Genomic DNA, 22368 nt, shown 5'->3' on the forward strand with positions numbered 1-22368 from the left:
GTCCGCCATGGCCACCGTCCTGTCCGTCTCCGGAAGCCCCTCCGCCACCTCCCGCACCGCCCGGCTGCTGCGCCACCTGGACCGGCGGCTCACCGCCCAGGGGCACGAGGTGATCCCGCTGGACGTCCGCACCCTGCCCGCCGAGGCCCTGCTCGGCGCGGACGTCCGGCACCCGGCGATCGCCGAGGCGCTCGCGCTGTTCGACCACGCCGACGGGGTCGTGATCGGCACGCCCGTCTACAAGGCCGCCTACTCGGGGCTGCTGAAGTCCCTGCTCGACCTGCTCCCGCAGTACGGGCTGGTCGGCAAGACGGTGCTGCCGCTGGCGACCGGCGGCACCACCGCGCACGTCCTCGCCATCGACTACGCGCTGCGCCCGGTGCTCAGCTCCATGGGCGCCGGGCACATCGTCCAGGGCTGGTTCACGCTGGACAAGGAGATCGCCGTGGCCGACGACGGCACCCTCACCGTCGCCCCCGCCGCCGCCGAGGCCCTGGCGCAGGTCGTCGACCAGTTCTCCGCCGCCCTGGGCAGCCGTACGGCCTTCCTGGCGGCCGCCGGATGAGCGAGCGCCCCCCGTCCGCCGACGCCCCGTCAGCCGACGCCGCACGAAAGGCCTGAGCAGCACGTGAGCCTCACCTTCCACTGGTTCCTCCCCACCAACGGCGACAGCCGGCATGTCGTCGGCGGCGGCCACGGCACCCCGGCCACCGCGAGCGCCGGCGACCGGCCGCCCACGATCGGCTACCTCAGCCAGATCGCCCGCGCCGCCGAGGACCTCGGCTTCACCGGCGCGCTGACCCCCACCGGCGCCTGGTGCGAGGACGCCTGGCTGACCACGGCCATGGTCAGCCGGCACACCGAGCGGCTGAAGTTCCTGGTCGCCTTCCGGCCCGGCTTCGTCTCCCCGACGCTGGCCGCGCAGATGGCGTCCACCTTCCAGCGGCACAGCGGCGGCCGGCTGCTGCTCAACGTCGTCACCGGCGGGGAGAGCAAGGAGCAGCGGGCCTACGGCGACTTCCTCGACAAGGACGCCCGGTACGCCCGCACGGACGAGTTCCTGACGATCGTCCGCGAGCTGTGGGACGGCCGTGGCGTGGACCTGACGGGGCGGCACCTGCGGGTCGAGGACGCACGCCTCGCCCGGCTGCCGGACCCGCGGCCCGACATCTACTTCGGAGGCTCCTCGCCCGCCGCCGGAGAGGTCGCCGCCCGGCACGCGGACGTCTATCTCACCTGGGGCGAGCCGCCCGCCGCCGTCGCGGAGAAGACCGCCTGGATCCGGGCGCTCGCCGAGAAGGAGGGCCGGTCCGTCCGCTTCGGCATCCGCCTGCACGTCATCACGCGCGACACCTCCGTCGCGGCGTGGGCCGAGGCGGAGCGGCTGCTCGACGGGTTCGCCCCCGAGACCGTCGCCGCCGTGCAGGAAGGCCTCGCCCGCAGCGAGTCCGAGGGGCAGCGGCGGATGGTCGCCCTGCACGGCGGGGACCGCGCGGACCTGGAGATCCACCCCAACCTGTGGGCGGGCATCGGCCTGGTGCGCGGGGGAGCGGGCACGGCCCTGGTCGGCAGCCACGACGAGGTCGCCGAGCGGATCGCCGAGTACCACGGGATCGGCATCGACGAGTTCGTGCTCTCCGGCTACCCGCACCTGGAGGAGGCGTACTGGTTCGGGGAGAACGTGCTGCCGCGCCTCGCCGCGCGCGGGCAGTGGACCCGCCCCGGGCCCTCTTGACGGGACCCGGCGACGGGCTGACACTCCAGGAGAGATTCCCTAGCGGACAGGTAGGAAAAGATGGAGCGTCCGGAGTCGTCCACCGACCGCGCGATGCGCGCGGGCCGGCCGGCTCTGCTCCTGACCTCCCGCCGCCACATCGATCTCCTGCGCGTCTGCAGCGCGGCCGGCCGCCGGGGGCACTGAACCGACGGTGCCCACCGGCACCGCGGACCCCTCGCACACGGGCAGGCACCGTCGCGCGTCCCTGACTCCTCCCGTGCGCCGCCGGCCGCCAACACGCGCCCTTAGAAGCCGGATCCGGATCCAGGGAGACACATGCCCGCCGCACCCCTGACCAGCCTGCCGACCCTGCCGTCGTTCCGGGGCAGGATCGGCTGCCACGCGAGCAGCGGCTACTACGCCGTCGCCCGCCGCTACCGCCTCCACCTCGCCCTGTCCTGCCCGCACGGTCTGCGCCTCGCCATCGCCCACAGCCTGCTCGGCCTGGAGCAGACCCTGCCCGTCACCCTGCTGCCGGCCGTGCCCGACGGCCCCGACGGCGGGCACGCCGCCCTGCGCCCGCTGTACGAGGCCAGCGCGCACCGCCATCCCGGCCCCACCGCGGCGCCGGTGCTGAGCGACGACTGGACCGGACGGATCGTCAGCGGCCACGCTCCGGACATCCTGCGGGACATGGTCCGCCACTTCGGCCGGGACCGCTCCGACCTGTGCCCGCCCGGCGCGTGGGCGGAGACGGAGGCCGTCGAGCACCTCTGCGCGTACGGCGTGCACGAAGCCGCGCAGAACGCCGGGCGGGCCGGCGCCGGCCCCGCGGCACGGCGGACCGCCCTCACCCGGCTGCTGGGCACCCTGCGGCAGTGGGAAGGGCGGCTCGGCTTCCAGGAGTTCGTGCTGGGCGACCGGCTGACCCTCGCCGACGTGCACGTGTGGGTGGCGCTGGTCCAGCTCGACACCGTGCACCGCCGGCACCTGGACGCCGACGCGGTCCACCGCGTCGCCGACCATCCGAACCTGTGGGCCTACGCCCGCCGGCTGGCCGCCCACCCCGCGTTCGGCCGCCGCCTCGACCTCACCGGCATCGCCCGCCGCCACCACGCCCGCTGCCAGGGCCTGGAGGCCGCCGGAGCGGCGGTGCAGATCCTGGACTGGGCGGCGCACACCGCGGACGGGACCGGCCGGCCCGCCCCGCTCTGTTGTCCCTGAACCCACATCCCACCGCCGAGGCCGGCACCCCTGGGCCGGCCCCCGCCCAACGCCCCGTCAGGAAGGCACCCTCTCCGTGTCCGCATCCTCACCCCTGCACCTCGCCGTCGCACTGGACGGCGCCGGCTGGCACCCGGCCGCCTGGCGCGAACCGAGTGCCCGCCCGCACGACCTGTTCACCGCCGCCTACTGGGCCGACCTGGTGACCGAGGCCGAACGCGGCCTGCTCGACTTCGTCACCTTCGAGGACGGACTCGGGCTCCAGTCCTCGGACTTCGCCGAGCCGGACGACCGCACCGACCAGGTCCGCGGCCGGCTGGACGCCGTCCTCGTCGCCGCCCGCGTCGCACCCCTGACCCGGCACATAGGCCTGGTGCCGACCGTGGTCGTCACCCACACCGAGCCCTTCCACCTAGCCAAGGCGATCGCCACCCTCGACTACGCCGGCACCGGCCGTGCCGGACTGCGCGTCCAGGTCACCGCGCGGCGCAACGAGGCGGACCACTTCGGCCGCCGCGCCATCCCGCGGCTCACCGCCGAGGAGTGGGAGACCCCGGCCGGCGAGGAGCTGATCGACGGACTCCTCGACGAGGCCGCCGACTACGTCGAGGTCCTGCGCCGCCTGTGGGACAGCTGGGAGGACGACGCCGAGATCCGCGACGTCACCACCGGCCGCTTCATCGACCGCGACAAGCTGCACTACGTCGACTTCGAGGGCCGCTGGTTCAGCGTCAAAGGCCCCTCGATCACCCCCCGCCCGCCGCAGGGCCAGCCCGTCGTCACCGCGCTCGCGCACCGCGGCGTCCCGTACCGGCTGGTGGGCCGCTCGGCCGACGTCGGCTACATCACCGCGCACACCACCGGCCAGGCCCGCGCCGCCGTCGCCGAGATCCGCGAGGCCCAGGCCGCGGCGGGGCGCGCGCAGGAGCCGGTGCACGTCTTCGGCGACCTCGTCGTGTTCCTCGACGACGACCCCGGCGCCGCCGAGGACCGCAAGGCCCGTCTGGACGAACTCGCCGGACAGCCCTACACCAGCGACGCCGAGATCTTCACCGGCACCCCGGACCAACTCGCCGACCGGCTGCTGGAGCTGCGGACCGCCGGTCTGAGCGGCTTCCGGCTGCGGCCCGGCGTGATCGGCCACGACCTGGAGCGGATCACCCGCCGGCTGGCACCCGAACTGCGGCGCCGAGGCGCCTTCCGGGACGCCTACGAGGCGGACACCCTGCGCGGGCTGCTCGGCCTCGCCCGCCCCGCCAACCGCTACGCCGCCTGAGGGAGTGCGCACATGAGCAAGCCGCAGAAGCAGATCCATCTGGCCGCCCACTTCCCCGGCGTCAACAACACCACCGTGTGGAGCGACCCACGGGCCGGCAGCCACATCGAGTTCAGCTCGTTCGCGCACTTCGCGCGGACCGCCGAACGCGCCAGGTTCGACTTCCTGTTCCTCGCCGAAGGCCTGCGCCTGCGCGAGCAGGGCGGCAAGATCTACGACCTGGACGTGGTGGGACGCCCGGACACCTTCACCGTGCTGTCGGCGCTCGCCGCCGTCACCGACCGCCTCGGCCTGACCGGCACCATCAACTCCACCTTCAACGAGCCCTACGAGGTGGCCCGCCAGTTCGCCACCCTCGACCACCTGTCGGGCGGCCGGGCCGCCTGGAACGTCGTCACCTCCTGGGACGCCTTCACCGGCGAGAACTTCCGCCGCGGCGGCTTCCTGCCCGAGGAGGAGCGCTACTCGCGCGCCAAGGAGTTCCTGACCACCGCCCACGAACTGTTCGACTCCTGGCGGGGCGACGACATGGTCGCCGACCCGGTCGGCGGGGTCTTCCTCCGCGACGCCAAAGCCGGCGCGTTCGTCCACGAGGGACGGCACTTCCACATACACGGCCGTTTCAACGTCCCGCGCGGCCCCCAGGGCCGCCCGGTGATCTTCCAGGCCGGCGACTCCGAGGAGGGCCGCGAGTTCGCCGCCGCCGAGGCCGACGCGATCTTCAGCCGCCACGCCGCCCTCGACACCGGCCGGGCCTTCTACACGGATGTGAAGTCCCGCCTCGCCAAGTACGGCCGCCGCCACGACCAGCTGCTCATCCTGCCCGCCGCGAGCTTCGTGCTCGCCGACACCGACGCCGAGGCCGAACAGCTCGCCAAGGAGGTGCGCCGCCTGCAGGTCAGCGGCGCCACCGCCCTCAAGCACCTGGAGTTCGTCTGGAACCGCGACCTGTCCGGCTACGACCCGGACGGCCCGCTCCCCGACATCGACCCCGACGTGTCGGCCGACCACGTCGCCCGGGGCCGCGCCCAGGTGCGGATGTACCGCGACCCGCTCGCCACGGCCCGCGAGTGGCGCGAGCTGGCGGCGGCCAACAACTGGTCCATCCGCGACCTGGTCATCGAGACCGGCAACCGCCAGACCTTCGTCGGCTCACCGGCCACCGTCGCCCGGACCATCAACCACCATGTGCAGTCCGACGCCGCCGACGGCTTCATCCTGGTCCCGCACCTCACGCCCGGCGGACTCGACGAGTTCGCCGACCGGGTCGTCCCCCTCCTCCAGGAACAGGGCGTCTTCCGCACCGAGTACGAGGGCACCACCCTGCGCGACCATCTCGGCCTGGACCACCCGGACGGCGCGCCGAGCGAGTGGGTGGCGTCGTGAAGTTCCTCGCCGTCACCCTGATCGCGCACCGCCCGGACCCGGTCACCGGCGTGCGCAAGCCCACACGGGACCGCTTCCGCGAGGTGCTGGACAACGCGCTGCTCGCGGAGGAACTCGGCTTCGACGGCTTCGGCGTGGGGGAGCGGCACGAGTGGCCGTTCCTCTCCTCCTCCCCACCGGTGGTCCTCAGCCACATCGCCGCCCTGACCCGGCGCATCCGGCTGTTCACCGCCGTGACCACGCTCAGCCTGCTCGACCCGGTCCGCGCCTACGAGGACTACGCCACCCTCGACCACCTCTCCGGCGGACGCCTGGAGCTGATCATCGGCAAGGGCAACGGCACGGCCCAGCGCGACCTGTTCCACGTCACGCCCGACGACCAGTGGGAGCGCAACGCCGAGAGCTACGAGGTGTTCCGGCGGATCTGGCGGCAGGACAAGGTGACCGCCGACACCCGCTTCCGGCCCTCGCTGAAGGACGCCGAGGTGTGGCCGCGCCCCTACCAGCGGCCCGTGCGGGTCTGGCACGGCAGCGCCACCAGCACGGAGTCCGTGGAGCTGGCCGCCCGGCACGGCGACCCGCTGTTCTCGGCGAACGTCACCCACCCGATCGAGCCGTACGCCGAGCTGATCCGCCATTACCGCGAACGCTGGGAACACCACGGCCACGACCCGGCGGACCTCGCCGTCGGCGCCGGCACCGCCGGACTGTACGTCGCCCGCACCTCCCAGGAGGCGCTGGCGGCGTACCGGCCGGTCTTCGAGAGCACCCTCGCCTTCCAGAAGGAGGCCGGCCTGCCCGTGGTCTTCCCCACCCTGGAGGACTTCGTCGAACGCAGCTCCGCCCTGGTCGGCAGCCCGCAGCAGGTCGTCGACAAGGTCCACCGCCACCACGAGCAATTCGGCCACAGCGTGCTGCACGTGCAGGCCGACGCGGGCGGCCTCGCCCCGGACGGGCACCGGGCCTCGCTCGAACTCTTCCAGTCCGTCGTCGCACCCGTGCTGCGCCGCGAGATCCCCGACCCGCCGTTCCCGTGGGCACCGGTCGCCCCCGAGCCCGGACCCGAGTACCTTCCCCGCTGAGGAGCAACCGACCATGCCCCGCACACCCCTCGGCGTGCTCGACCTCGTCCCGATCCCCTCCGGTTACACCGCGGCCGACGCGCTGCGCGCCTCCCTCGACCTCGCCCGGCAGGCGGAACGATTCGGCTACCACCGTTACTGGTTCGCCGAGCACCACCTGAACCCGGGCGTCGCCGGCACCTCGCCCGCCGTCGTGCTGGCCCTGACCGCCGCCGCGACCGGCACGCTCAGGCTCGGCTCCGGCGCCGTCCAGCTCGGCCACCGCATCGCCCTGTCCACCGTCGAGGAGTTCGGGCTGATCGACGCCCTCCACCCCGGCCGTCTCGACCTCGGCCTCGGCCGCTCCGGCGGCCGCCCCTCGGCCCCGCCGCCGCGACCCCGGCCCACCACGACGCCCGTCGTCGACGGCCGCACCCCCAACGGCCTGCTGATACCGCCCCCCTTCACGCCTGACGAACTGCTCGGCTCCCCGCGCTTCCGCCTCCAGCAGCGACTGCTGCGCCAACCCGGCGCGCACCCCCAGGACTACGCCGAGCAGATCGACGACATCCTCGCCCTCCTGCGCGGCGACTACCGGTCGCCGGACGGCACCGAAGCGCACGCCGTGCCCGGCGAGGGTGCCGACGTGCAGGTGTGGATCCTCGGCAGCAGCGGCGGACAGAGCGCCGGCGTCGCGGGCCGCAACGGGCTGCGGTTCGCGGCCAACTACCACGTCAGCCCGGCCACCGTCCTGGAGGCGGTGGAGGGCTACCGGGCCGCGTTCCAGCCGTCCGACCACCTCGGCAAGCCCTACGTCAGCGTCTCCGCGGACGTCGTCGTCGCCGAGGACGACGCGACCGCACACGAACTGGCCACCGGCTACGCCCTCTGGGTCCGCTCGATCCGCACCGCCGAGGGCGCCATTCCCTACCCGACCCCGGACGAGGCCCGCGCCCACGCCTGGACCGAGGCCGACCGGGCGCTGGTGGCCGACCGCGTCGAGACGCGGTTCGTCGGCTCCCCGGCGCACGTCGCCGACCGGCTGGAACAACTGAGGGAGGCCACCGGCGCGGACGAACTGCTCGTCACCACCATCACCCACGACCACGCCGACCGGGTCCGGTCGTACGAACTCCTCGCGAAGGAGTGGGCGCGCCGCTGAGACCGGGCGGCCGCGCGCAGCGGGGTCATACGGACGTCACAGGCTCGCCGCGTGGTCGGGGACGTAGGTCTGCAGATCGCGGGGCGGCCGCTCGTAGCCGCTCGACGGCGGGCGTTCCGGCAGTTCCAGGACCGGGGGCGGTACGTCGTGGTACGGCACGGAGTCCAGCAGGTGGGCGATCATGTTCAGCCGCGCCCGCCGCTTGTCGTCGCTCTCCACGACGTACCACGGGGCCTCGGAGATGTCGGTGTGCACCATCATCTCGTCCTTGGCCCGGGAGTAGGCCTCCCAGCGGGTGATCGAGTCCAGGTCCATCGCCGACAGCTTCCAGCGCCGCAGCGGGTCCTCCAGGCGGCGCCGGAACCGGTCCTGCTGCTCGGCGTCGCTCACCGAGAACCAGTACTTGCGCAGCAGGATGCCGTCCTCGACCAGCATCCGCTCGAAGATCGGGCACTGGCGCAGGAAGAGCTGGTACTCCTCCATGGTGCAGAAGCCCATGACGTGCTCGACGCCGGCCCGGTTGTACCAGCTGCGGTCGAACAGCACGATCTCCCCGCCGGCCGGCAGCTGCTCCACGTACCGCTGGAAGTACCACTGGGTGCGCTCGCGCTCGGTGGGCTTGGGCAGCGCCGCGATCCGCGCCACGCGCGGGTTCAGATGCTCGGTGACCCGCTTGATGGTGCCGCCCTTGCCCGCCGCGTCCCGCCCCTCGAAGACGACGACGAGCCGGGCGCCCTCGGCGCGCACCCACTCCTGGAGCTTCACCAACTCCGTCTGCAGGCGCAGCAGCTCCCTCTCGTACGTCTTGCGCGGCAGCTTCGCCGCCTGCTTGCCGGCCATGGCGTCTCCCCGGTCGACCGTGTGGGCGGGCGCGTGCCCGGGAGCGAGCACCTGGACAGCACCGTACTGGCCGAGGGGGAGGAGCGCGCGCCGGACGGGGCACGAGGGCGCGGGGGCGGTCGCCGTCCCGTGGGGCGAGGGCGGCACCTTCGACGTCCGACTGAACGTCAAGGCCAAGGACAGCGGCCTCGACTGCTTCGAGGTCGCCTGCTCGGTCGTCACCCGGGTCGACCACAACGGCAGCGCCGACCGCTCCCAGGACGTCCGCGTACCGATCACCTTCGAGGGCCAGGACCCGGGTGACGGCGGCGACGGCGTGGACGTACCGCCGGGCACCCTCCGGGAGGAACGGCAGCTTCGAGGTCGAGCTGACCGTCGACGCCAAGGACGCGTTCACCGACTGCTTCAAAGCCAAGTGCGTCCTGGCCACCCGCGCCGACCACACCCTCTCCGGCGACCGCTCCCAGGACGTCAAGGTCCCCGTCGGCTTCGTCGGCCAGGACCCGGTGGACACCGACGACGAGACCGACGACGAGACAGGCGACGAGACCGGGGGCGGCACGGGCGACTCCGGCACGCTCGGTTCCGGGACCGGCGGAAACACGTCAGGCGGCACCAGCACCTCGGGCGCGACAGGCGCCACCGGCACCACGGCCACCACCGCGGGCGGCAGCCTCGCCGCGACCGGCGCCACCGCCGCCGCGCTGGCCGCGCTGCTCACCGCGACCGGCTGGTTCGTCCACCGGCGCGCACGGGCCAGGTCCGGGGACGGCCGGGCCGACTGACCGAGCCGAGGGCTCCCCGCCCCCGGGGAGCCCTCACCGCGCGCCGGTCCCTCCCGGCGGCCGCGTCCGCCTCAGCGCTTCTTCGCCCCCTCACGACGCAGGACCTGGGTCACGATGAAGGCGACCACCGACGCGGTCACGATCAGCGGCATCTGCTGGTACGCGTCCTTGCCCAGCAGCAGGGCCGTCAGCACCCCGCTGGTCAGCGGCAGGCCCGTCACCGAGGCCGTGGCCGCCGCGACGCCGAGGGCGAGGGCCGGAGTGGTGCCGAGGCCCGGCAGCCCGGAGCAGGCCAGCGCGGCGGCCGCGCCGAGCAGCACCGCGGGGAAGATGGGGCCGCCGCGCAGACTGCCCAGCGCGATGCCCCAGGCCAGCCCCTTGCACACCACCAGCGCGATCAGCGCCCCCACCGGCCAGGCCTGCGGATCCGCGGCGAGCCGGACGAGCGTGGCCTCACCGGAGAGCGCCGCCTCCACGGGGGACCGTCCGGTCAGCAGCGCGTACGCCGTCAGACAGACGCCGACCGCGACGGCGCAGGCGACGGTACGGACCGCGGTGTGCCGCCGGGTCCACCGCTCGGTGCGCAGGCCGAGCTCGTGCGCCAGGGAGGCGATCACGGCGATCAGCGCCGCTGCGGGCACGCCCCACAGGAAGTCGTCCGCGTCCAGCGTGGTGGCGGGTGGGACGGCCGGCAGGGAGAGGCCGCCGGTGTTCAGCCCGGTCCAGCCGCCGAACCCGGTGAAGACCAGGGAGCCCGCCGCGCTGGCGAGCAGCGTGGGCAGCAGCAGGATCACCAGCCGTGTGCCGCCCAGTCCCGCCGCCTCGACGACCATGACCGCCGCGACGAGCGGTCCTCCGAGGATCGTGGAGATCGCGGTGGTGGAGCCGGCCGTGGAGACCACGGCGACGATCTGCGGATCCCTGGCCGCCGGGCTCCGGCGCAGGGCGAGCAGGGCGAGCCCGCTGCCCACGGCGATGAGCGGCGCCTCGGGGCCGAGCACCACGCCAAGCGGCAGGGTGCCGAGCGCCGCCAGCACCACGCTCGGCACCTCCCGCGGACGGACCGGCTTGCCGCTCAGCCCGTGCACCGCGACATGGCCTCCGGCACCCGGCATCCGCGTCACGATCGGCGCCAGGATCAGCCCGGCGAGCAGCAGGGCGGGCAGCGGCCACCACCAGGGCGCGCTGTCGTGTCCGACGGCCTCGGGCAGCGACTCCCACACCCAGTGCTCGAGTTGGCGCTGAAGGCCGACGAAGAAGAAGCAGAACACTGCGATGGGGATGCCGAGCAGCAGACTGAGCAGCAGCAGCCGGGCGTAGCCGGGGGTGAGCAGGGTGGCCCGCAGGGTGCGCTCGGCGGCGGCGGGCGCCGCGGCGCCCGTCTCAGCGGACACGCCGGGTGGCCCCCCGCGCGACCGCCGAGAGCAGCGAGCCGATGACGGCGCCGACCGCCAGATACACCACTCCGGTGCCCACCTTGGCGTCCATCGCCGCGCCCGTACGGAACGGCAGCAGCACCAGCGCCGCCGTGACCAGCGCGACGATCCAGCTGAAGAACCGGACGGGCTGCGGGGTGCTGAGGATCAGCCCGTGCAGCAGCGCGGTCGCGGCCAGCGCGACGACCGCCGCGCCGCCCGCCAGCATCCCGGTCGGGACGTCGCCCACGACGCCTTCGCGCTCCGGCGCGAACAGCGGGATGTCCAGCACTCCGCGCACCAGCAGCAGGGTGACCACGGCGGTGAGTCCGGCGACCCCGGCGGTCATGATGCCTCCCGCCCACAGCCGGGCGGTGTCGAGCCGGGGAGCGGTCGGCGGGGCGTCCGTGGCGGAGCCTGCGCCGTAGGGCAGCCGCTGCGGACCGGAGGGCTGGTTCGAGTGCTGCAAGGTCGGCCTCCTCCTCGGGACGGGTGCGCTATCCGTACCCCCTCACTGCCGGGCCGCTGCCCGCGCTGGCCCGTTCGGGGCACTCACCGGCCCCTGGGGAAAGCCCTTTCACAAGGACGCCCCTGGGAGATCGCCCTCGACCGCCTCCCGCGGGAGGCGCTGCGTGCCCACGGCCTGCGCTGAAGGTGCTCCCGCTGGCCGCCGACGCCCCGGTGCACCTGCCGGGGCGAGCCCCCGGCGAGGCCGTGGCGGCCGCTATCCGGGGCGCCGGCGCCCGCACCAGCCGCACCTGGACCGTCGGCACCGCCTGACGCCGCCCCCGCCCGCCCGGCCTGTCCTGTGGATCCGCCGGGCGGGACCGCACCGCCCCGACCCACGCCGAAGGACCACCACCCGCCATGACCCGCAAGCCCGCCGACGGCCCGGCCCAGCGAGCACGCAGCCGGCGCAGCTTCGCGGGCACCCGCCCCGTCATGGACGACGTGGCCCGGTTGGCCAGAGTGTCCAAACAGACCGTGTCCCGGGTCCTCAACGACCATCCGGCGGTCCGCGCCGAGACCCGCGCCGCCGTCGTCGAGGCCATGCGCACCCTCGGCTACCGCCCCAGCCGCAGCGCCCGCTCGCTGGCCAGCGGACGCACCCGGATGCTCGGCGTGATCTCCTTCGACGCCGCCCGCTACGGGCCCGCCTCCATCCTCACCGCGATCAACACCGCCGCCCAGGGCGCCGGTTACCTGGTCAGCTCCATCGCCCTCGACACCGCCGACCGGGACACCGTCCTGCGGGCCCTGGACACGCTGTCCGCCGAGGGCGCCGACGGCGTCATCGCCATCGCCCCGCAGCGCGGCGTCGGCAACGCCCTCGCCGAGACCCGCCTCGACACCCCCATGGTGGTGCTGGAGAACGACCTCGGTGGCCGCGCCCCGCTGGTCACCGCCGACTCCCGGGCGGGCGCCCGCGCCGCCACCGGCCATCTGCTGCGGCTCGGCCACGCCACCGTCCACCACATCGCCGGCCCCACCGGATGGACGTCCGCCGAGGTACGGCTGGACAGCTGGCGCGCCACCCTGACCGAGGCGGGCGCCGAGGTGCCCGACCCGCTCTTCGGCGACTGGAGCGCCGACTCCGGCTACCGGCTGGGCCGCCGCCTCGCCGAACGGCCCGACGTCACCGCCGTGTTCGCGTCCAACGACCAGATGGCCCTCGGCCTGCTGCGCGCCCTGCACGAGGCCGGCCGCCGGGTCCCCGACGACGTCAGCGTGATCGGCTACGACGACATCCCCGAGGCCGCCCATCTGCTGCCCCCGCTGACCACCGTGCGCACCGACTTCGGCGAGATCGGCCGCCGCGCGCTCCGGCTGCTCCTGGACCGTATCGACGAGGTCGCGGGACCCCGGATCGAGCCCGTCGTACCGGTGGAACTCGTCGTCCGCCGCAGCACGGGAACGGCGCCCCGGCCCTGACCCGCCGCGAGGCGTGGGACGGCGCACGCTCGGGGGCGGAGGGCGCAGAGACCGGAGCAGGGGACCGCTGACGCATGCGCCCTGTCCCGGCCGTCCGCCCGGCGCTTACAGTGTGGCGCCACGGCCTTGCGCCGCCCGTCCGGCACGGGCGGAGCAGCCGGCAGCATCAGCGACGGGCCGACGACCGCCCGTACGCCTGACACCACCCCGTGAGTTCGCTCGGTGCCGCGCGACCGAGTGCGCGCGGCACCGTGCGCGTCGAGAACCACTGGAGGCCGCCGTGTCCCGACCCCGCATAGCCCTGATCGCCGACCCCGGCTCGCCCGAGGGCTGCGCCGACTACCTCGCCCGCGCCGTCGAACTGCTCACCGGCGCACCGCCGGTGCGGATCGACTCCCGGCACTTCGCGGACGGCGGCTCGGGCCGCGCCGCCCGCGCCGGGGACCGGTTACGGCTGTGGGTGCCCGAGGAGCGGCTGGACGTGGTGCCCGACGTGGTCGTGCTGTACGAGATCCCGCCGCACCGCCGCGGCTCCCTCGCCGCCTTCCAGCGGCTGCTCCAGCAGCACGACGTCGTCACCCTCGGCACCGGCACGGCCGCCTGGCGCACCGCGACCGAGAAGGACCGCACCGTGGAGCGCTTCCGCCGCGACGGCATCGCCCACATGGAGACCGCCGTGCTGTCCCGGCCCGCCCCGCACGAGGCCGCCGCCGCCTTCGACAAGCTCGGCCGGGACACCTGGGCCCGGCCCGTCGTCGGCACCGGCGGTGACGACACCTTCCACGTCACCACCGAGGAGCAGCTGGAGCTGGCCACCGCCTACTACGCCGAACGCGGCACCGACTGGCTGCTGTCCCGGGACGCGGGCAACGTCCTCCCCGACGGCCGCCGCCACCAGTTCCGCGTCTTCGTCCTGCACGGCCGGGTCGTCCACGCGCGCGAGCACATCCAGGACGAGCCCGACACCCCCTGCAACACCTGCCGGGGCGCCACCCCGGTCCCCATCGCCCCCGCCGACCTGCCCGCGTCCCTCACCCGGCTCGCCGTCGACGCCACCGCCTCCGTCGGCCTGCCGTTCGCCGGCGTCGACCTGGCGATCGAGCACGGCGGGGTGGTCTTCGAGGTCAACGTGCAGCCGGCCTTCGTCGACGGCGAACTCCCGCTCGTCGCCGTGCCGTACATCCAGGCCCACCTCGACGCCCTGGCCGCCCGCCGCGACCCGGCCCCCGACCGGCGGCTGCCCGCCTAGGGGGCGTCTCGCCGATCATGCCGGGCTCGCGGCGCCTGGCACCGCGCCTCGCCGCGTTGTCGTCGGTCCCCGATGCGCCGCATCGGCTCCCTCCTCCGCCTTGCGACGCACGGCACCAGACGCCGCTCCCTGATCCGACCTGATCGACGAGACACCCCCTAGGGCAGACGGGGAGCCGAACCTCACGCCTGGGTTACGAAACGCGCAACCCCTGGTATCAGCGCGGTGAGGAGGTGACGATGGGCCCATGACTCTGGCCCAGCGCGCCCTGGAGCAACTCGAGGCCTGGCCCGACCTCACGTCGGCACCGGCCAGTTGCGGCACAGGGCGGGCACTTCGCACCGTCCACAGCGAGATCGCCCACTTCCACTCCGACCACGACGTGGACCTCCACCTCACCAGCCGGTCCCTGCGGCGCTTCGCCGCCGACCTCGGGGAGTCGACGGCGATCCGCCTGGTGCCCGGCTCCCGCTGGGTGACCGTCCACCTCGACTGCGACGCGGACGTCGACCTGCTGCAAAGCCTGGTCAGCGTCGCCCTGAAGGCCCATCAGGGCGGCCCCGCCCCCGAGGACCTGCCACCCGGCGGCTGCAACTTCCGCCGGGTCACCGTCCTCCCACGCGACCCGGCGGGCACCGCCGCACCCTGCTGAGCCCCGGCGAACATCCGCCGCTTCGCTCCCTGCCCGGCGTGGACCGCACGGCCGGACCCGCCGCGGGGAGAGACTGCTGCCGCACGGCGCCGACCCGTCGTACCCCGCGGGTCGGCGCGCCGCACGCGGGAGGAGCACCGAAGTGACGGGCTGGACCTGGACGTACGAGGGCTACGAGCCCGCCGACGAGCGACTGCGGGAGTCGCTGTGCACACTCGGCAACGGCTACTTCGCCACCCGCGGCGCCCTCCCGGAGTGCGTCGCGGACGACGTGCACTACCCGGGCACCTATGTGGCGGGCTGCTACAACCGCCTCACCTCCCATGTGGCGGGCCGCAGCGTCGACAACGAGGACCTGGTCAACCTGCCCAACTGGCTGCCGCTGCGGTTCCGGCTGCGCGGCCGGCCCTGGCTCACCCCCGAGACCGCCAACGTCCTCGAACACCGACAGGTCCTCCGCATGGACGTGGGCACCCTCGAACGCGTCACCCGCTACGGCCTCGGCAACGGCCGCTCCCTGACGGTGCGCCAGCAGCGGCTGGTGCACATGGCCGACCCGCATCTCGCCGCGCTGCGCACCGAGTTCACCGCCGAGGGCTTCGGCGGCGAACTCCACGTCGAGGCCGCCCTCGACGCCGGCGTCACCAACGCCGGCGTCCCCCGATACCGCGACCTGGACGGCAGGCACCTCACCCACGCGCACACCGGCACCGCCGCCGGCGACACGGCCTGGCTGCGCTGCCGCACCCGCACCTCCGACATCCGGGTCGGCATGGCCTCCCGCCTCACCGGCGAGGGGAGCATCACCGTCCGGCACGCCCGCCCCCGCACGACCCAGCGGATCCGGCTGCGGCTGGCACCCGGCGCCCCCGTCACCGTCGACAAGACCATCGCCCTGCACACCTCCCGCGACCCGGCGATCAGTGACCCGCTGCACGCCGCGATCGCCCGGGTCGGCCGGGCCCCCGACTTCGACGACTTGCTCGCCGCCCACCGCACCGCCTGGTCCCACCTGTGGCGGCGGGCCGACCTGGACGTGCCGGGGGAGGCGGGCCGCATCCTGCGCCTGCACCTCTTCCACGTGCTGCAGACCCTCTCGCCGCACACCGCCGACCTCGACGTCGGCGTCCCGGCGCGCGGGCTGCACGGCGAGGCCTACCGCGGGCACGTCTTCTGGGACGAGCTGTTCGTGCTGCCGTATCTCAACCTGCGTTTCCCGGAGGTCTCCCGGGCCCTGCTGCACTACCGGCACCGACGCCTGGAGCAGGCCTGCACCGCCGCGCGCGAGGTGGGCCGGCGAGGCGCGATGTACCCGTGGCAGAGCGGCAGCGACGGCCGTGAGGAGACCCAGCAGCTGCATCTCAACCCGCGCTCCGGGCGCTGGCTGCCCGACCACTCGCACCTCCAGTACCACGTCGGCTCGGCCATCGCCTACAACGTGTGGGAGTACTGCGAGGCCAGCGGCGACACCGAGTTCCGGCACACCAAGGGCGCCGAGATGCTGCTCCAGATCGCCCGGTTCTGGGCGGACTCGGCCACCTGGGACGAGCACCTCGGACGCCACCGGATCAAGGGCGTGATGGGGCCCGACGAATACCACGACGCCTACCCGGACGCGGTCGGGCCCGGCCTCGACGACAATGCGTACACCAACGTCATGGCCGCCTGGGTGCTCGCCCGCACCCTGGAACTCCTGGCCTCCCTGCCCGAGCCGCGCCGCCGCGAACTCACCGAACGCGCCCGCCTCGACGGGCACGAGCTGGATCGCTGGGAGGAGGTGTCCCGCACCCTGCACGTGCCCTTCCACGAAGGGGTGATCAGCCAGTTCGAGGGCTATGGCGAGCTGGCCGAACTCGACTGGGCCGGCTACCGGGCGCAGTACGGCGACATCCGCCGCCTGGACCGGATCCTGGAGGCGGAGGACGACACCGTCAACCGCTACCAGGCCTCCAAGCAGGCCGATGTCCTGATGCTCGGCTACCTCTTCTCACCACCCGAACTCCAGGGCCTCTTCGACCGGCTGGGACTGCGGCTGGACGACGAGACCTGGCACCGCACCGTCGACTACTACCTGCACCGCACCAGCCACGGCTCCACCCTCAGCGGACTGGTCCACGGCTGGGTGCTGGCCCGCGCCCGGCGCGCCGAGGCCTGGCAGTTCTGCCAGGAGGCGCTGCGCGGCGACATCGCCGACGTGCAGGGCGGCACCACCGGCGAGGGCATCCACCTCGGCGCCATGGCCGGCACCCTGGACCTCGTCCAGCGCGGCCTCACCGGCCTCACCACCCGCCAGGGCGCCCTCTGGCTCGACCCCGTCCCGCTCCCCGAACTGTCCACCTACGGCTTCTCCCTGCGCTACCAGGGCAACTGGGGCGTCCGGCTGCGGCTGCGCCACTCCCAGCTGGAGATCACCCTCCCCGCCTCCGACAGCACCCCGATCGACGTCCGCCTCCCGGACCGCTCGGTACGGCTCCAGCCGGGGGAGACGGGAAGGCTGGTGCTGCCGGACTGAGCGAGGCCCGCCGCTCACCATCAGGCCTGGCTGGACGGCCTGATCCCGAGCCGCCTCCGGCGAGCTCACCGCCTGACCGCCGCCCCGCCGTGCGGGCCGTGCCCGTCGGGTGGCATCGTCGGACCGACGATCTTTCGGACCACCCGTCACACAGCCTCGCCCGTCAAGACCGCATGGATCAGGAAGTCGACGTCATGACCACCAAGCTCACCGTGAGTGTCCTCGGCACCGGCATCATGGGCGCCGCGATGGCCCGCAACCTCGCCCGCGCCGGACACAGCGTCCACGCCTGGAACCGCACCCGCGCCAAGGCCGAACCCCTCGCCGCCGACGGCGTGCACATCGCCGGCACCCCCGCCGACGCGGTGCGGGACGCCGACGTGGTCCTCACCATGCTCCACGACGGTGCCGCCGTCCTGGAGACGATGGACCAGGCCGCGCCCGCCCTGCGCCCCGGCACCGTCTGGGCGCAGTCGACCACCGCGGGCCTGGAGGCCATGGCCGGCCTGGCCGGATTCGCCGACGAGCACGGTCTCGTGCTCTACGACGCCCCCGTGCTCGGCACCCGCGCGCCCGCCGAGGCCGGACAGCTCCTGGTGCTCGCCGCCGGACCCGTCGAGCACCGCGAGCGGGTCGTCCCCGTCTTCGACGCGGTCGGCGCCCGCACGGTGTGGACCGGCGACGACAGCGCCGCCGCCACCGCGACCCGGCTGAAGCTGGTCGCCAACAGCTGGGTCCTCGCGGCGACCGCCGCGACCGGCGAGGTCCTGGCCCTGGCGCAGGCGCTCGGCGTGGACCCGCAGGGCTTCTTCGACGCCATAGCGGGCGGCCCGCTCGACATGGGCTATCTGCACGCCAAGGCGGGCCTGATCCTCGAGGACCGGCTCTCGCCCGCCCAGTTCGCGGTCGGCACCGCGGCCAAGGACGCCCGGCTCATCGTCGAGGCCGGCGAGCGGCACGGCGTCCGCCTGGACGTGGCCGCCGCGAGCGCCGCCCGGCTGGAACGCGCCGCCGCGCAGGGCCACGCCCATGAGGACATGGCCGCCGCGTACTTCGCCAGCTTCGACGAGCAGCCCGGCGCCTGACCCGAGAGGAAGACCCGCATGTCCAAGCCCCCGCTGCCGCCCGAGGCCCAGGAGCTCCTGCGCCGCCCCAACCCCTGCGTCATGGCCACCCTGCGTGCCGACGGCACCCCCGTCTCCACCCCCACCTGGTACGTCTGGGAGGACGGCCGGGTGCTGATCAGCCTGGACGAGGGGCGGGTGCGCCTCAGGCATCTGCGCCGTGACCCGCGGGTCACCCTCACCGTCCTCGCCGGGGACGACTGGTACACGCACGTCACGCTGATCGGCCGGGTCGTCGAGACGCGTGACGACGAGGGCCTGGCGGACATCGACCGCATCTCCGGCCACTACACCGGCAAGCCCTACCCGGACCGCGTCCGCGCCAGGGTCAGCGCCTGGATCGAGGTGGAGCGCTGGCACGGGTGGGGCGCGATGAAGGACAGCGATCAGGCGTCCACCTGAGCGGGGTCCGGGCTCCGGGCGCGGGGGTAGTCTCCAGGGCATGCGGATCTCCGTCTCCTCCGACATGGACGAACCCGTGGCCCGACTGCTGGTGGCCGAACTCCGCGGCCGCGGCCACGAGGTGCTGACCCACGGCGCGCTGTGCCCCGGGGACGACCCCCAGTGGGCGGTCTGCTCCGCCGCGGCGGCCCGGGACGTGGCCGACGGGGCGGCGGACCAGGCCGTGGTCTGCTGCTGGACCGGCACGGGCGCGTCGATCGCCGCGAACAAGGTGCCCGGCGTCCGGGCCGCCCTGTGCACGGACGCCTACACGGCTGACGGCGCCCGCCGCTGGAACGACGCCAACGTACTGGCGCTCAGCCTGCGCCTGACCTCGGAACCCCTGCTGAAGGAGATCCTCGACGCGTGGTTCACGGGCACGCCCAGCGAGGACCCCGAGGACCGCGGCAACGTGTCCCGTGTCGCGGGCCTGGACGACGACCGCGGCACCCGGTAGACGGCGACATGCCGGTGCGCGGGACCACGTCCTGGTCCTGCGCACCGGCATGTCGGTCGGAGAGCGGTCTACATCCGGTCGCCCTTCGGCTTGCCCCGCTGGTCGGGGGTGCCGTGGGGCGGCGGGCTGAGCGGCTCGCCCGCAGTTGCCGGGGACACCGGGGAACCGGCGTGGCCCTGGCCCTGCTCGGGGCGGAGCGCCGTCGGATCGCCGCCCGTCGGCTCGGCGCCCGCGTGCAGCTGTTCCAGGCGTGCGGTCAGCAGCTCGGTCACCGGTAGCCGGTCGGCGTGCGTCCGCTCGTAGGCGATCAGCTCCTCCACCTCTTCGGCGCTCAGTGAGCGCACCCGGCTCTCGAGCCCGCCGATGGGCAGGTGGTCGTAGTCGGGCAGGGGCAGTGCGCTGCGGCCGTCGGCCATGGATCTCACTTCCTCCGTAGGTGTGCGGGTGGTCAGCCGGGGCCGCCTCCACCCCAGGAACCGCTGGAGCCCTTGGACCAGCGCGGCCGCGACTGGTCGGAACCGGTCCGGGTGCGCGCGTTGCCGAAGCTGCCCATCTCGTGCGGCAGGAGCGGGCGGCCGCCCTTCGGCATCTTGGGCACTTCGAGGGGTTCCCGGGCCTCCCTGACCTCATGCACCGCGCCGCCCGGCGGCAGGTGCGGCTGCTCCTCGGGTCGCGGACGCGGCGATTCGCGGAGCCTGATACGCGTGCCTAGCCAGAAGCCGCCCAGCAGGAGCGCCAGTACGGCGATGCCCACGACGAACATCCCGATGCTGAGCAGTCCGCTCGGCTGGGCCAACTGCATCATTGCGGTACTCATACGGTGCGAATACCCCCCAAATCGGACATGAACCCGCTCGCTCCGGGTCTCACCGTCGGCTTCGGGTTCATTCCGAGCGGGCCTCGCGCGTCCTGGAACGGTTGGCCTTGCGGATCGCCTCCAGCAGCTCGGCCTTCGACATCCGGGACCGTCCGTCGACGTCCAGCCGCCTGGCCAGGTCGTACAGGTGTTCCTTCGAGGCGCTCTCGTCGACGCCCTCGCCGCTGCGTCCGCCGACCTGCCGCGGCCGTGCCGACCGCGGGTCCGAGGGGCCCCTGCGGCCGCCCTCCTTGCGCTCCCAGTGGTCGCCGACCTTCTCGTACGAGTGCTTCAGCGCGCCGTAGGCGACGCGGTGCGCCCGCTCGCCCTCGCCGTACTGCTCGACCGCCGAGTCGTGCGCCTTGATCCAGGTGCGCTGGGCGTCCCGCGGCGAACGCTCCAGCGTCGACGGCAGTTCCTCTCGTCCGGGCATGTGTCCCACCTCCTTCGGTGCGGGTGTGTCCGGCGCCGCACGAGTGCCCGGGGCGGGGGGCGGAAAACCGGCCGCGGCCCGGCCCCCAGGGGGTTTCGCGGACCGCCCGGCGGCTACCCGGAGCGATGTGACTACGACGCCATCGCAAGCAGAACTCATCCGGTTCCTGGAGGACCGGTTCGTCTGCGCGCAGGCGTGCACGGACTGTGCGCGGGCCTGTGCGCTGCGCGCGAGCCTGGTGGATCCGGACGGTACGCCGGAGCAGGAGCTCGTCCGCCGCAAGGGGATCATGTGCGCCGAGGTGTGCGACGCCACCTGCCGGATGCTGGCCGAGCAGAGCCAGCTGGACGAGGCCGGCCTGCGGGTCCAGCTGGAGTGGTGCCGGACGGTCTGCCTGGAGTCCGCGCACGTCTTCGACAAGCGGGCCGGTGCGGAGGAGGCCGCCGAGGCCTGCCGTGCCTGCGCCCGCGCCTGCACGGACTTCCTCGGCAGCCTCGGCTGAGCCGGACCGCGAGCCGGCGCCGGGCCGGACCGCGAGCCCGTCCCGGTGGTGCCGCACCCGGCATTCCCTATTTCTGTAACACGTTCTACCGTGTGCGCCGTCAGGCCGCCCTTGGGGAGCCTGGAGGCGCCGTGTACCTCCACTACACGCCCGAGCAGCAGCAGCGGCTGCGCAGCGAACTGCGCGCCTACTTCGCCGGTCTGGTGCCGGACGGCGCGTCCGCCCGGCACGCCGACCCGGCCGAGCAGAAGCGGTTCCACCGGCGCACCATCCGACGCCTCGGCGCGGACGGCTGGCTCGGGGTGGGCTGGCCCGAGGAGTACGGCGGGCGCGGGCTGACCCCGATGGAACAGTTCGTCTTCTTCGACGAGGCCGCCCAGGCGGGCGTCCCGCTGCGGCTCATGGCGCTCAACACGGTCGGCCCGACGCTCATGCGGTACGGCACGGAGGAGCAGAAGGCGCGCTTCCTGCCCCGGATCCTCGCCGGCGAGATCGACTTCGTCATCGGCTACAGCGAGCCCGACGCGGACACCGACCTCGCCGCCCTCAAGACCCGCGCGGTGCGCGACGGCGACGACTACGTGGTCGACGGCCACAAGATCTGGACCACCAACGGCGACACCGCCGACTGGGTCTGGCTGGCCGTCCGCACCGACCCCGCCGCCCTGCCGCACCGGGGCATCACCATGCTGCTGGTGCCGATCTCCGACCCCGGCTGCTCGTGCACCGTCATCCGCACCCTCGCCGGAGCCGACACCACCGCCAGTCACTACGAGAACATCCGCGTCCCCGTCTCCCTGCGGGTCGGCGAGGAGCACCAGGGCTGGCGGCTGATCACCAACCAGCTCAACCACGAACGGGTCACCCTCGCCGCCCACGGCACCATGGCGATCCGCGCCCTGCACGACGTCCAGCGCTGGGCCGCCGGCACCAAGCTCGCCGACGGCCGCCGCGTCGTCGACCTGCCCTGGGTACGCCACCGTCTGGTGCGGAGGCACGCCCGGCTGGAGGCGCTGAAGCTGCTCAACTCGCAGATGGTCGCCGCCCTCCGGCACGGCACCCTCACCCCGCAGGACGCCTCCGCCGTCAAGGTGTACGGCTCCGAGGCGCGCCGGGACGCCTACGCCTGGCTGCTGGAGGTCGTCGCCGCCCCGGGCGCGCTCCAGGAGGGCTCCGCGGGCGCGGTGCTCCAGGGCGAACTGGAACGCGGCTACCGCTTGGCGGTGATCTTCACCTGGGCGGCGGCAACAACGAGACCCAGCGGGAGATCATCTCCTGGATCGGGCTGCCGGACCCCCGCCGACGACGAGGAACTCACCCGCCTGTGTGAACGGGCGATCCGCA

General features: G+C 74.0%; 24 protein-coding genes and 1 pseudogene. 19 read left to right on the forward strand and 6 right to left on the reverse strand.

All coding sequences use genetic code 11. The features are described 5' to 3' along the window. Positions 1-7: 7 nt before the first annotated feature. The 8 genes from ssuE to ACSU6L_RS35515 all read left to right on the forward strand — a co-directional run bounded on the left by ssuE (position 8) and on the right by ACSU6L_RS35515 (position 7826). Positions 8-565: an NADPH-dependent FMN reductase gene (gene ssuE / locus ACSU6L_RS35480; protein ID WP_073944524.1), complete on the forward strand. Its 558-nt coding sequence runs from the start codon at positions 8-10 to the stop codon at positions 563-565. Between the two features lie 63 nt (positions 566-628). Beyond that, a complete protein-coding gene (locus ACSU6L_RS35485) occupies positions 629-1735 on the forward strand; it encodes an LLM class flavin-dependent oxidoreductase (RefSeq protein ID WP_437063628.1) in 1107 nt (368 codons plus the stop codon). Between the two features lie 60 nt (positions 1736-1795). Further along, positions 1796-1921 (forward strand): hypothetical protein, encoded by a 126-nt coding sequence (locus ACSU6L_RS35490; protein WP_274535985.1) that lies wholly within the window; start codon positions 1796-1798, stop codon positions 1919-1921. A 132-nt stretch (positions 1922-2053) separates the two neighbouring features. After that, positions 2054-2941 (forward strand): glutathione S-transferase C-terminal domain-containing protein, encoded by an 888-nt coding sequence (locus ACSU6L_RS35495; protein WP_437063630.1) that lies wholly within the window; start codon positions 2054-2056, stop codon positions 2939-2941. A gap of 76 nt (positions 2942-3017) precedes the next feature. Next, the gene (locus ACSU6L_RS35500; RefSeq protein WP_437063632.1) at positions 3018-4217 is read left to right on the forward strand and encodes an LLM class flavin-dependent oxidoreductase; all 1200 of its coding nucleotides are present in this window, start codon (positions 3018-3020) and stop codon (positions 4215-4217) included. A 12-nt stretch (positions 4218-4229) separates the two neighbouring features. Then, positions 4230-5603, forward strand: a complete 1374-nt coding sequence (locus ACSU6L_RS35505) for an NtaA/DmoA family FMN-dependent monooxygenase (protein WP_437063634.1) — start codon at positions 4230-4232, stop codon at positions 5601-5603. Beyond that, positions 5600-6685, forward strand: coding sequence for an LLM class flavin-dependent oxidoreductase (locus ACSU6L_RS35510; protein ID WP_437063636.1), 1086 nt, complete (start codon positions 5600-5602; stop codon positions 6683-6685). The genes ACSU6L_RS35505 and ACSU6L_RS35510 overlap by 4 nt, the downstream gene beginning before the upstream one ends. A gap of 13 nt (positions 6686-6698) precedes the next feature. Next, positions 6699-7826 (forward strand): MsnO8 family LLM class oxidoreductase, encoded by a 1128-nt coding sequence (locus ACSU6L_RS35515; protein ID WP_437063638.1) that lies wholly within the window; start codon positions 6699-6701, stop codon positions 7824-7826. 36 nt (positions 7827-7862) lie between these two features. Here the strand turns inward: ACSU6L_RS35515 and ppk2 are convergent, their stop codons facing one another. After that, entirely contained in the window at positions 7863-8666 is an 804-nt protein-coding gene (gene ppk2 / locus ACSU6L_RS35520; RefSeq protein WP_437063640.1) for a polyphosphate kinase 2, read from the reverse strand. Positions 8667-8965: 299 nt separating this feature from the next. On the opposite strand from ppk2, the gene ACSU6L_RS35525 reads away from it, so the two are divergent. Further along, positions 8966-9451, forward strand: coding sequence for a hypothetical protein (locus ACSU6L_RS35525; protein ID WP_437063642.1), 486 nt, complete (start codon positions 8966-8968; stop codon positions 9449-9451). A 71-nt stretch (positions 9452-9522) separates the two neighbouring features. On the opposite strand, the gene ACSU6L_RS35530 is transcribed toward ACSU6L_RS35525, so the two are convergent. Both ACSU6L_RS35530 and ACSU6L_RS35535 read right to left on the reverse strand, forming a co-directional pair. Further along, positions 9523-10845, reverse strand: coding sequence for a chloride channel protein (locus ACSU6L_RS35530; RefSeq protein ID WP_437063644.1), 1323 nt, complete (start codon positions 10843-10845; stop codon positions 9523-9525). Then, on the reverse strand, positions 10835-11335 hold the full coding sequence (locus ACSU6L_RS35535) for a DUF6069 family protein (RefSeq protein ID WP_437063645.1): 501 nt from the start codon (positions 11333-11335) through the stop codon (positions 10835-10837). Before ACSU6L_RS35535 ends, ACSU6L_RS35530 begins: the two co-directional genes overlap by 11 nt. Positions 11336-11520: 185 nt before the next feature. On the opposite strand from ACSU6L_RS35535, the gene ACSU6L_RS35540 reads away from it, so the two are divergent. The 8 genes from ACSU6L_RS35540 to ACSU6L_RS35575 all read left to right on the forward strand — a co-directional run bounded on the left by ACSU6L_RS35540 (position 11521) and on the right by ACSU6L_RS35575 (position 19233). Continuing rightward, positions 11521-11646, forward strand: a complete 126-nt coding sequence (locus ACSU6L_RS35540) for a hypothetical protein (protein WP_437063647.1) — start codon at positions 11521-11523, stop codon at positions 11644-11646. Positions 11647-11733: 87 nt separating this feature from the next. Next, entirely contained in the window at positions 11734-12798 is a 1065-nt protein-coding gene (locus ACSU6L_RS35545; RefSeq protein ID WP_437063649.1) for a LacI family DNA-binding transcriptional regulator, read from the forward strand. Positions 12799-13078: 280 nt separating this feature from the next. Continuing rightward, positions 13079-14047 carry an ATP-grasp domain-containing protein gene (locus tag ACSU6L_RS35550; protein ID WP_437063651.1) on the forward strand — a complete coding sequence of 323 codons (969 nt, stop codon included), beginning with the start codon at positions 13079-13081 and terminating at the stop codon, positions 14045-14047. Positions 14048-14294: 247 nt separating this feature from the next. Further along, positions 14295-14699: a luciferase domain-containing protein gene (locus ACSU6L_RS35555; RefSeq protein WP_073943698.1), complete on the forward strand. Its 405-nt coding sequence runs from the start codon at positions 14295-14297 to the stop codon at positions 14697-14699. Between the two features lie 142 nt (positions 14700-14841). Next, positions 14842-17211 (forward strand): glycoside hydrolase family 65 protein, encoded by a 2370-nt coding sequence (locus tag ACSU6L_RS35560; protein ID WP_437063654.1) that lies wholly within the window; start codon positions 14842-14844, stop codon positions 17209-17211. Between the two features lie 194 nt (positions 17212-17405). Continuing rightward, complete coding sequence (locus ACSU6L_RS35565; RefSeq protein ID WP_437063655.1) at positions 17406-18296, forward strand: NAD(P)-dependent oxidoreductase; 891 nt, start codon at positions 17406-17408, stop codon at positions 18294-18296. A gap of 18 nt (positions 18297-18314) precedes the next feature. Further along, the gene (locus tag ACSU6L_RS35570) at positions 18315-18737 is read left to right on the forward strand and encodes a PPOX class F420-dependent oxidoreductase (protein WP_437063657.1); all 423 of its coding nucleotides are present in this window, start codon (positions 18315-18317) and stop codon (positions 18735-18737) included. A gap of 40 nt (positions 18738-18777) precedes the next feature. Continuing rightward, the gene (locus tag ACSU6L_RS35575) at positions 18778-19233 is read left to right on the forward strand and encodes an RpiB/LacA/LacB family sugar-phosphate isomerase (RefSeq protein ID WP_437063659.1); all 456 of its coding nucleotides are present in this window, start codon (positions 18778-18780) and stop codon (positions 19231-19233) included. A 68-nt stretch (positions 19234-19301) separates the two neighbouring features. Here the strand turns inward: ACSU6L_RS35575 and ACSU6L_RS35580 are convergent, their stop codons facing one another. The 3 genes from ACSU6L_RS35580 to ACSU6L_RS35590 form a co-directional block, all read right to left on the reverse strand. Further along, positions 19302-19649, reverse strand: coding sequence for a hypothetical protein (locus ACSU6L_RS35580; RefSeq protein ID WP_073943702.1), 348 nt, complete (start codon positions 19647-19649; stop codon positions 19302-19304). Positions 19650-19681: 32 nt separating this feature from the next. Next, positions 19682-20050 carry a DUF6479 family protein gene (locus ACSU6L_RS35585; RefSeq protein WP_437063662.1) on the reverse strand — a complete coding sequence of 123 codons (369 nt, stop codon included), beginning with the start codon at positions 20048-20050 and terminating at the stop codon, positions 19682-19684. Positions 20051-20117: 67 nt separating this feature from the next. Next, complete coding sequence (locus tag ACSU6L_RS35590; protein ID WP_437063664.1) at positions 20118-20522, reverse strand: ChaB family protein; 405 nt, start codon at positions 20520-20522, stop codon at positions 20118-20120. A gap of 127 nt (positions 20523-20649) precedes the next feature. On the opposite strand from ACSU6L_RS35590, the gene ACSU6L_RS35595 reads away from it, so the two are divergent. Beyond that, positions 20650-21024, forward strand: a complete 375-nt coding sequence (locus tag ACSU6L_RS35595) for a ferredoxin (protein WP_365518500.1) — start codon at positions 20650-20652, stop codon at positions 21022-21024. A 131-nt stretch (positions 21025-21155) separates the two neighbouring features. Continuing rightward, positions 21156-22354 (forward strand): annotated as a pseudogene (locus ACSU6L_RS35600) (acyl-CoA dehydrogenase family protein). The last annotated feature ends 14 nt before the right edge of the window (positions 22355-22368 follow it).

Source organism: Streptomyces sp. enrichment culture, assembly GCF_964272855.1.
GTDB lineage: Bacteria > Actinomycetota > Actinomycetes > Streptomycetales > Streptomycetaceae > Streptomyces.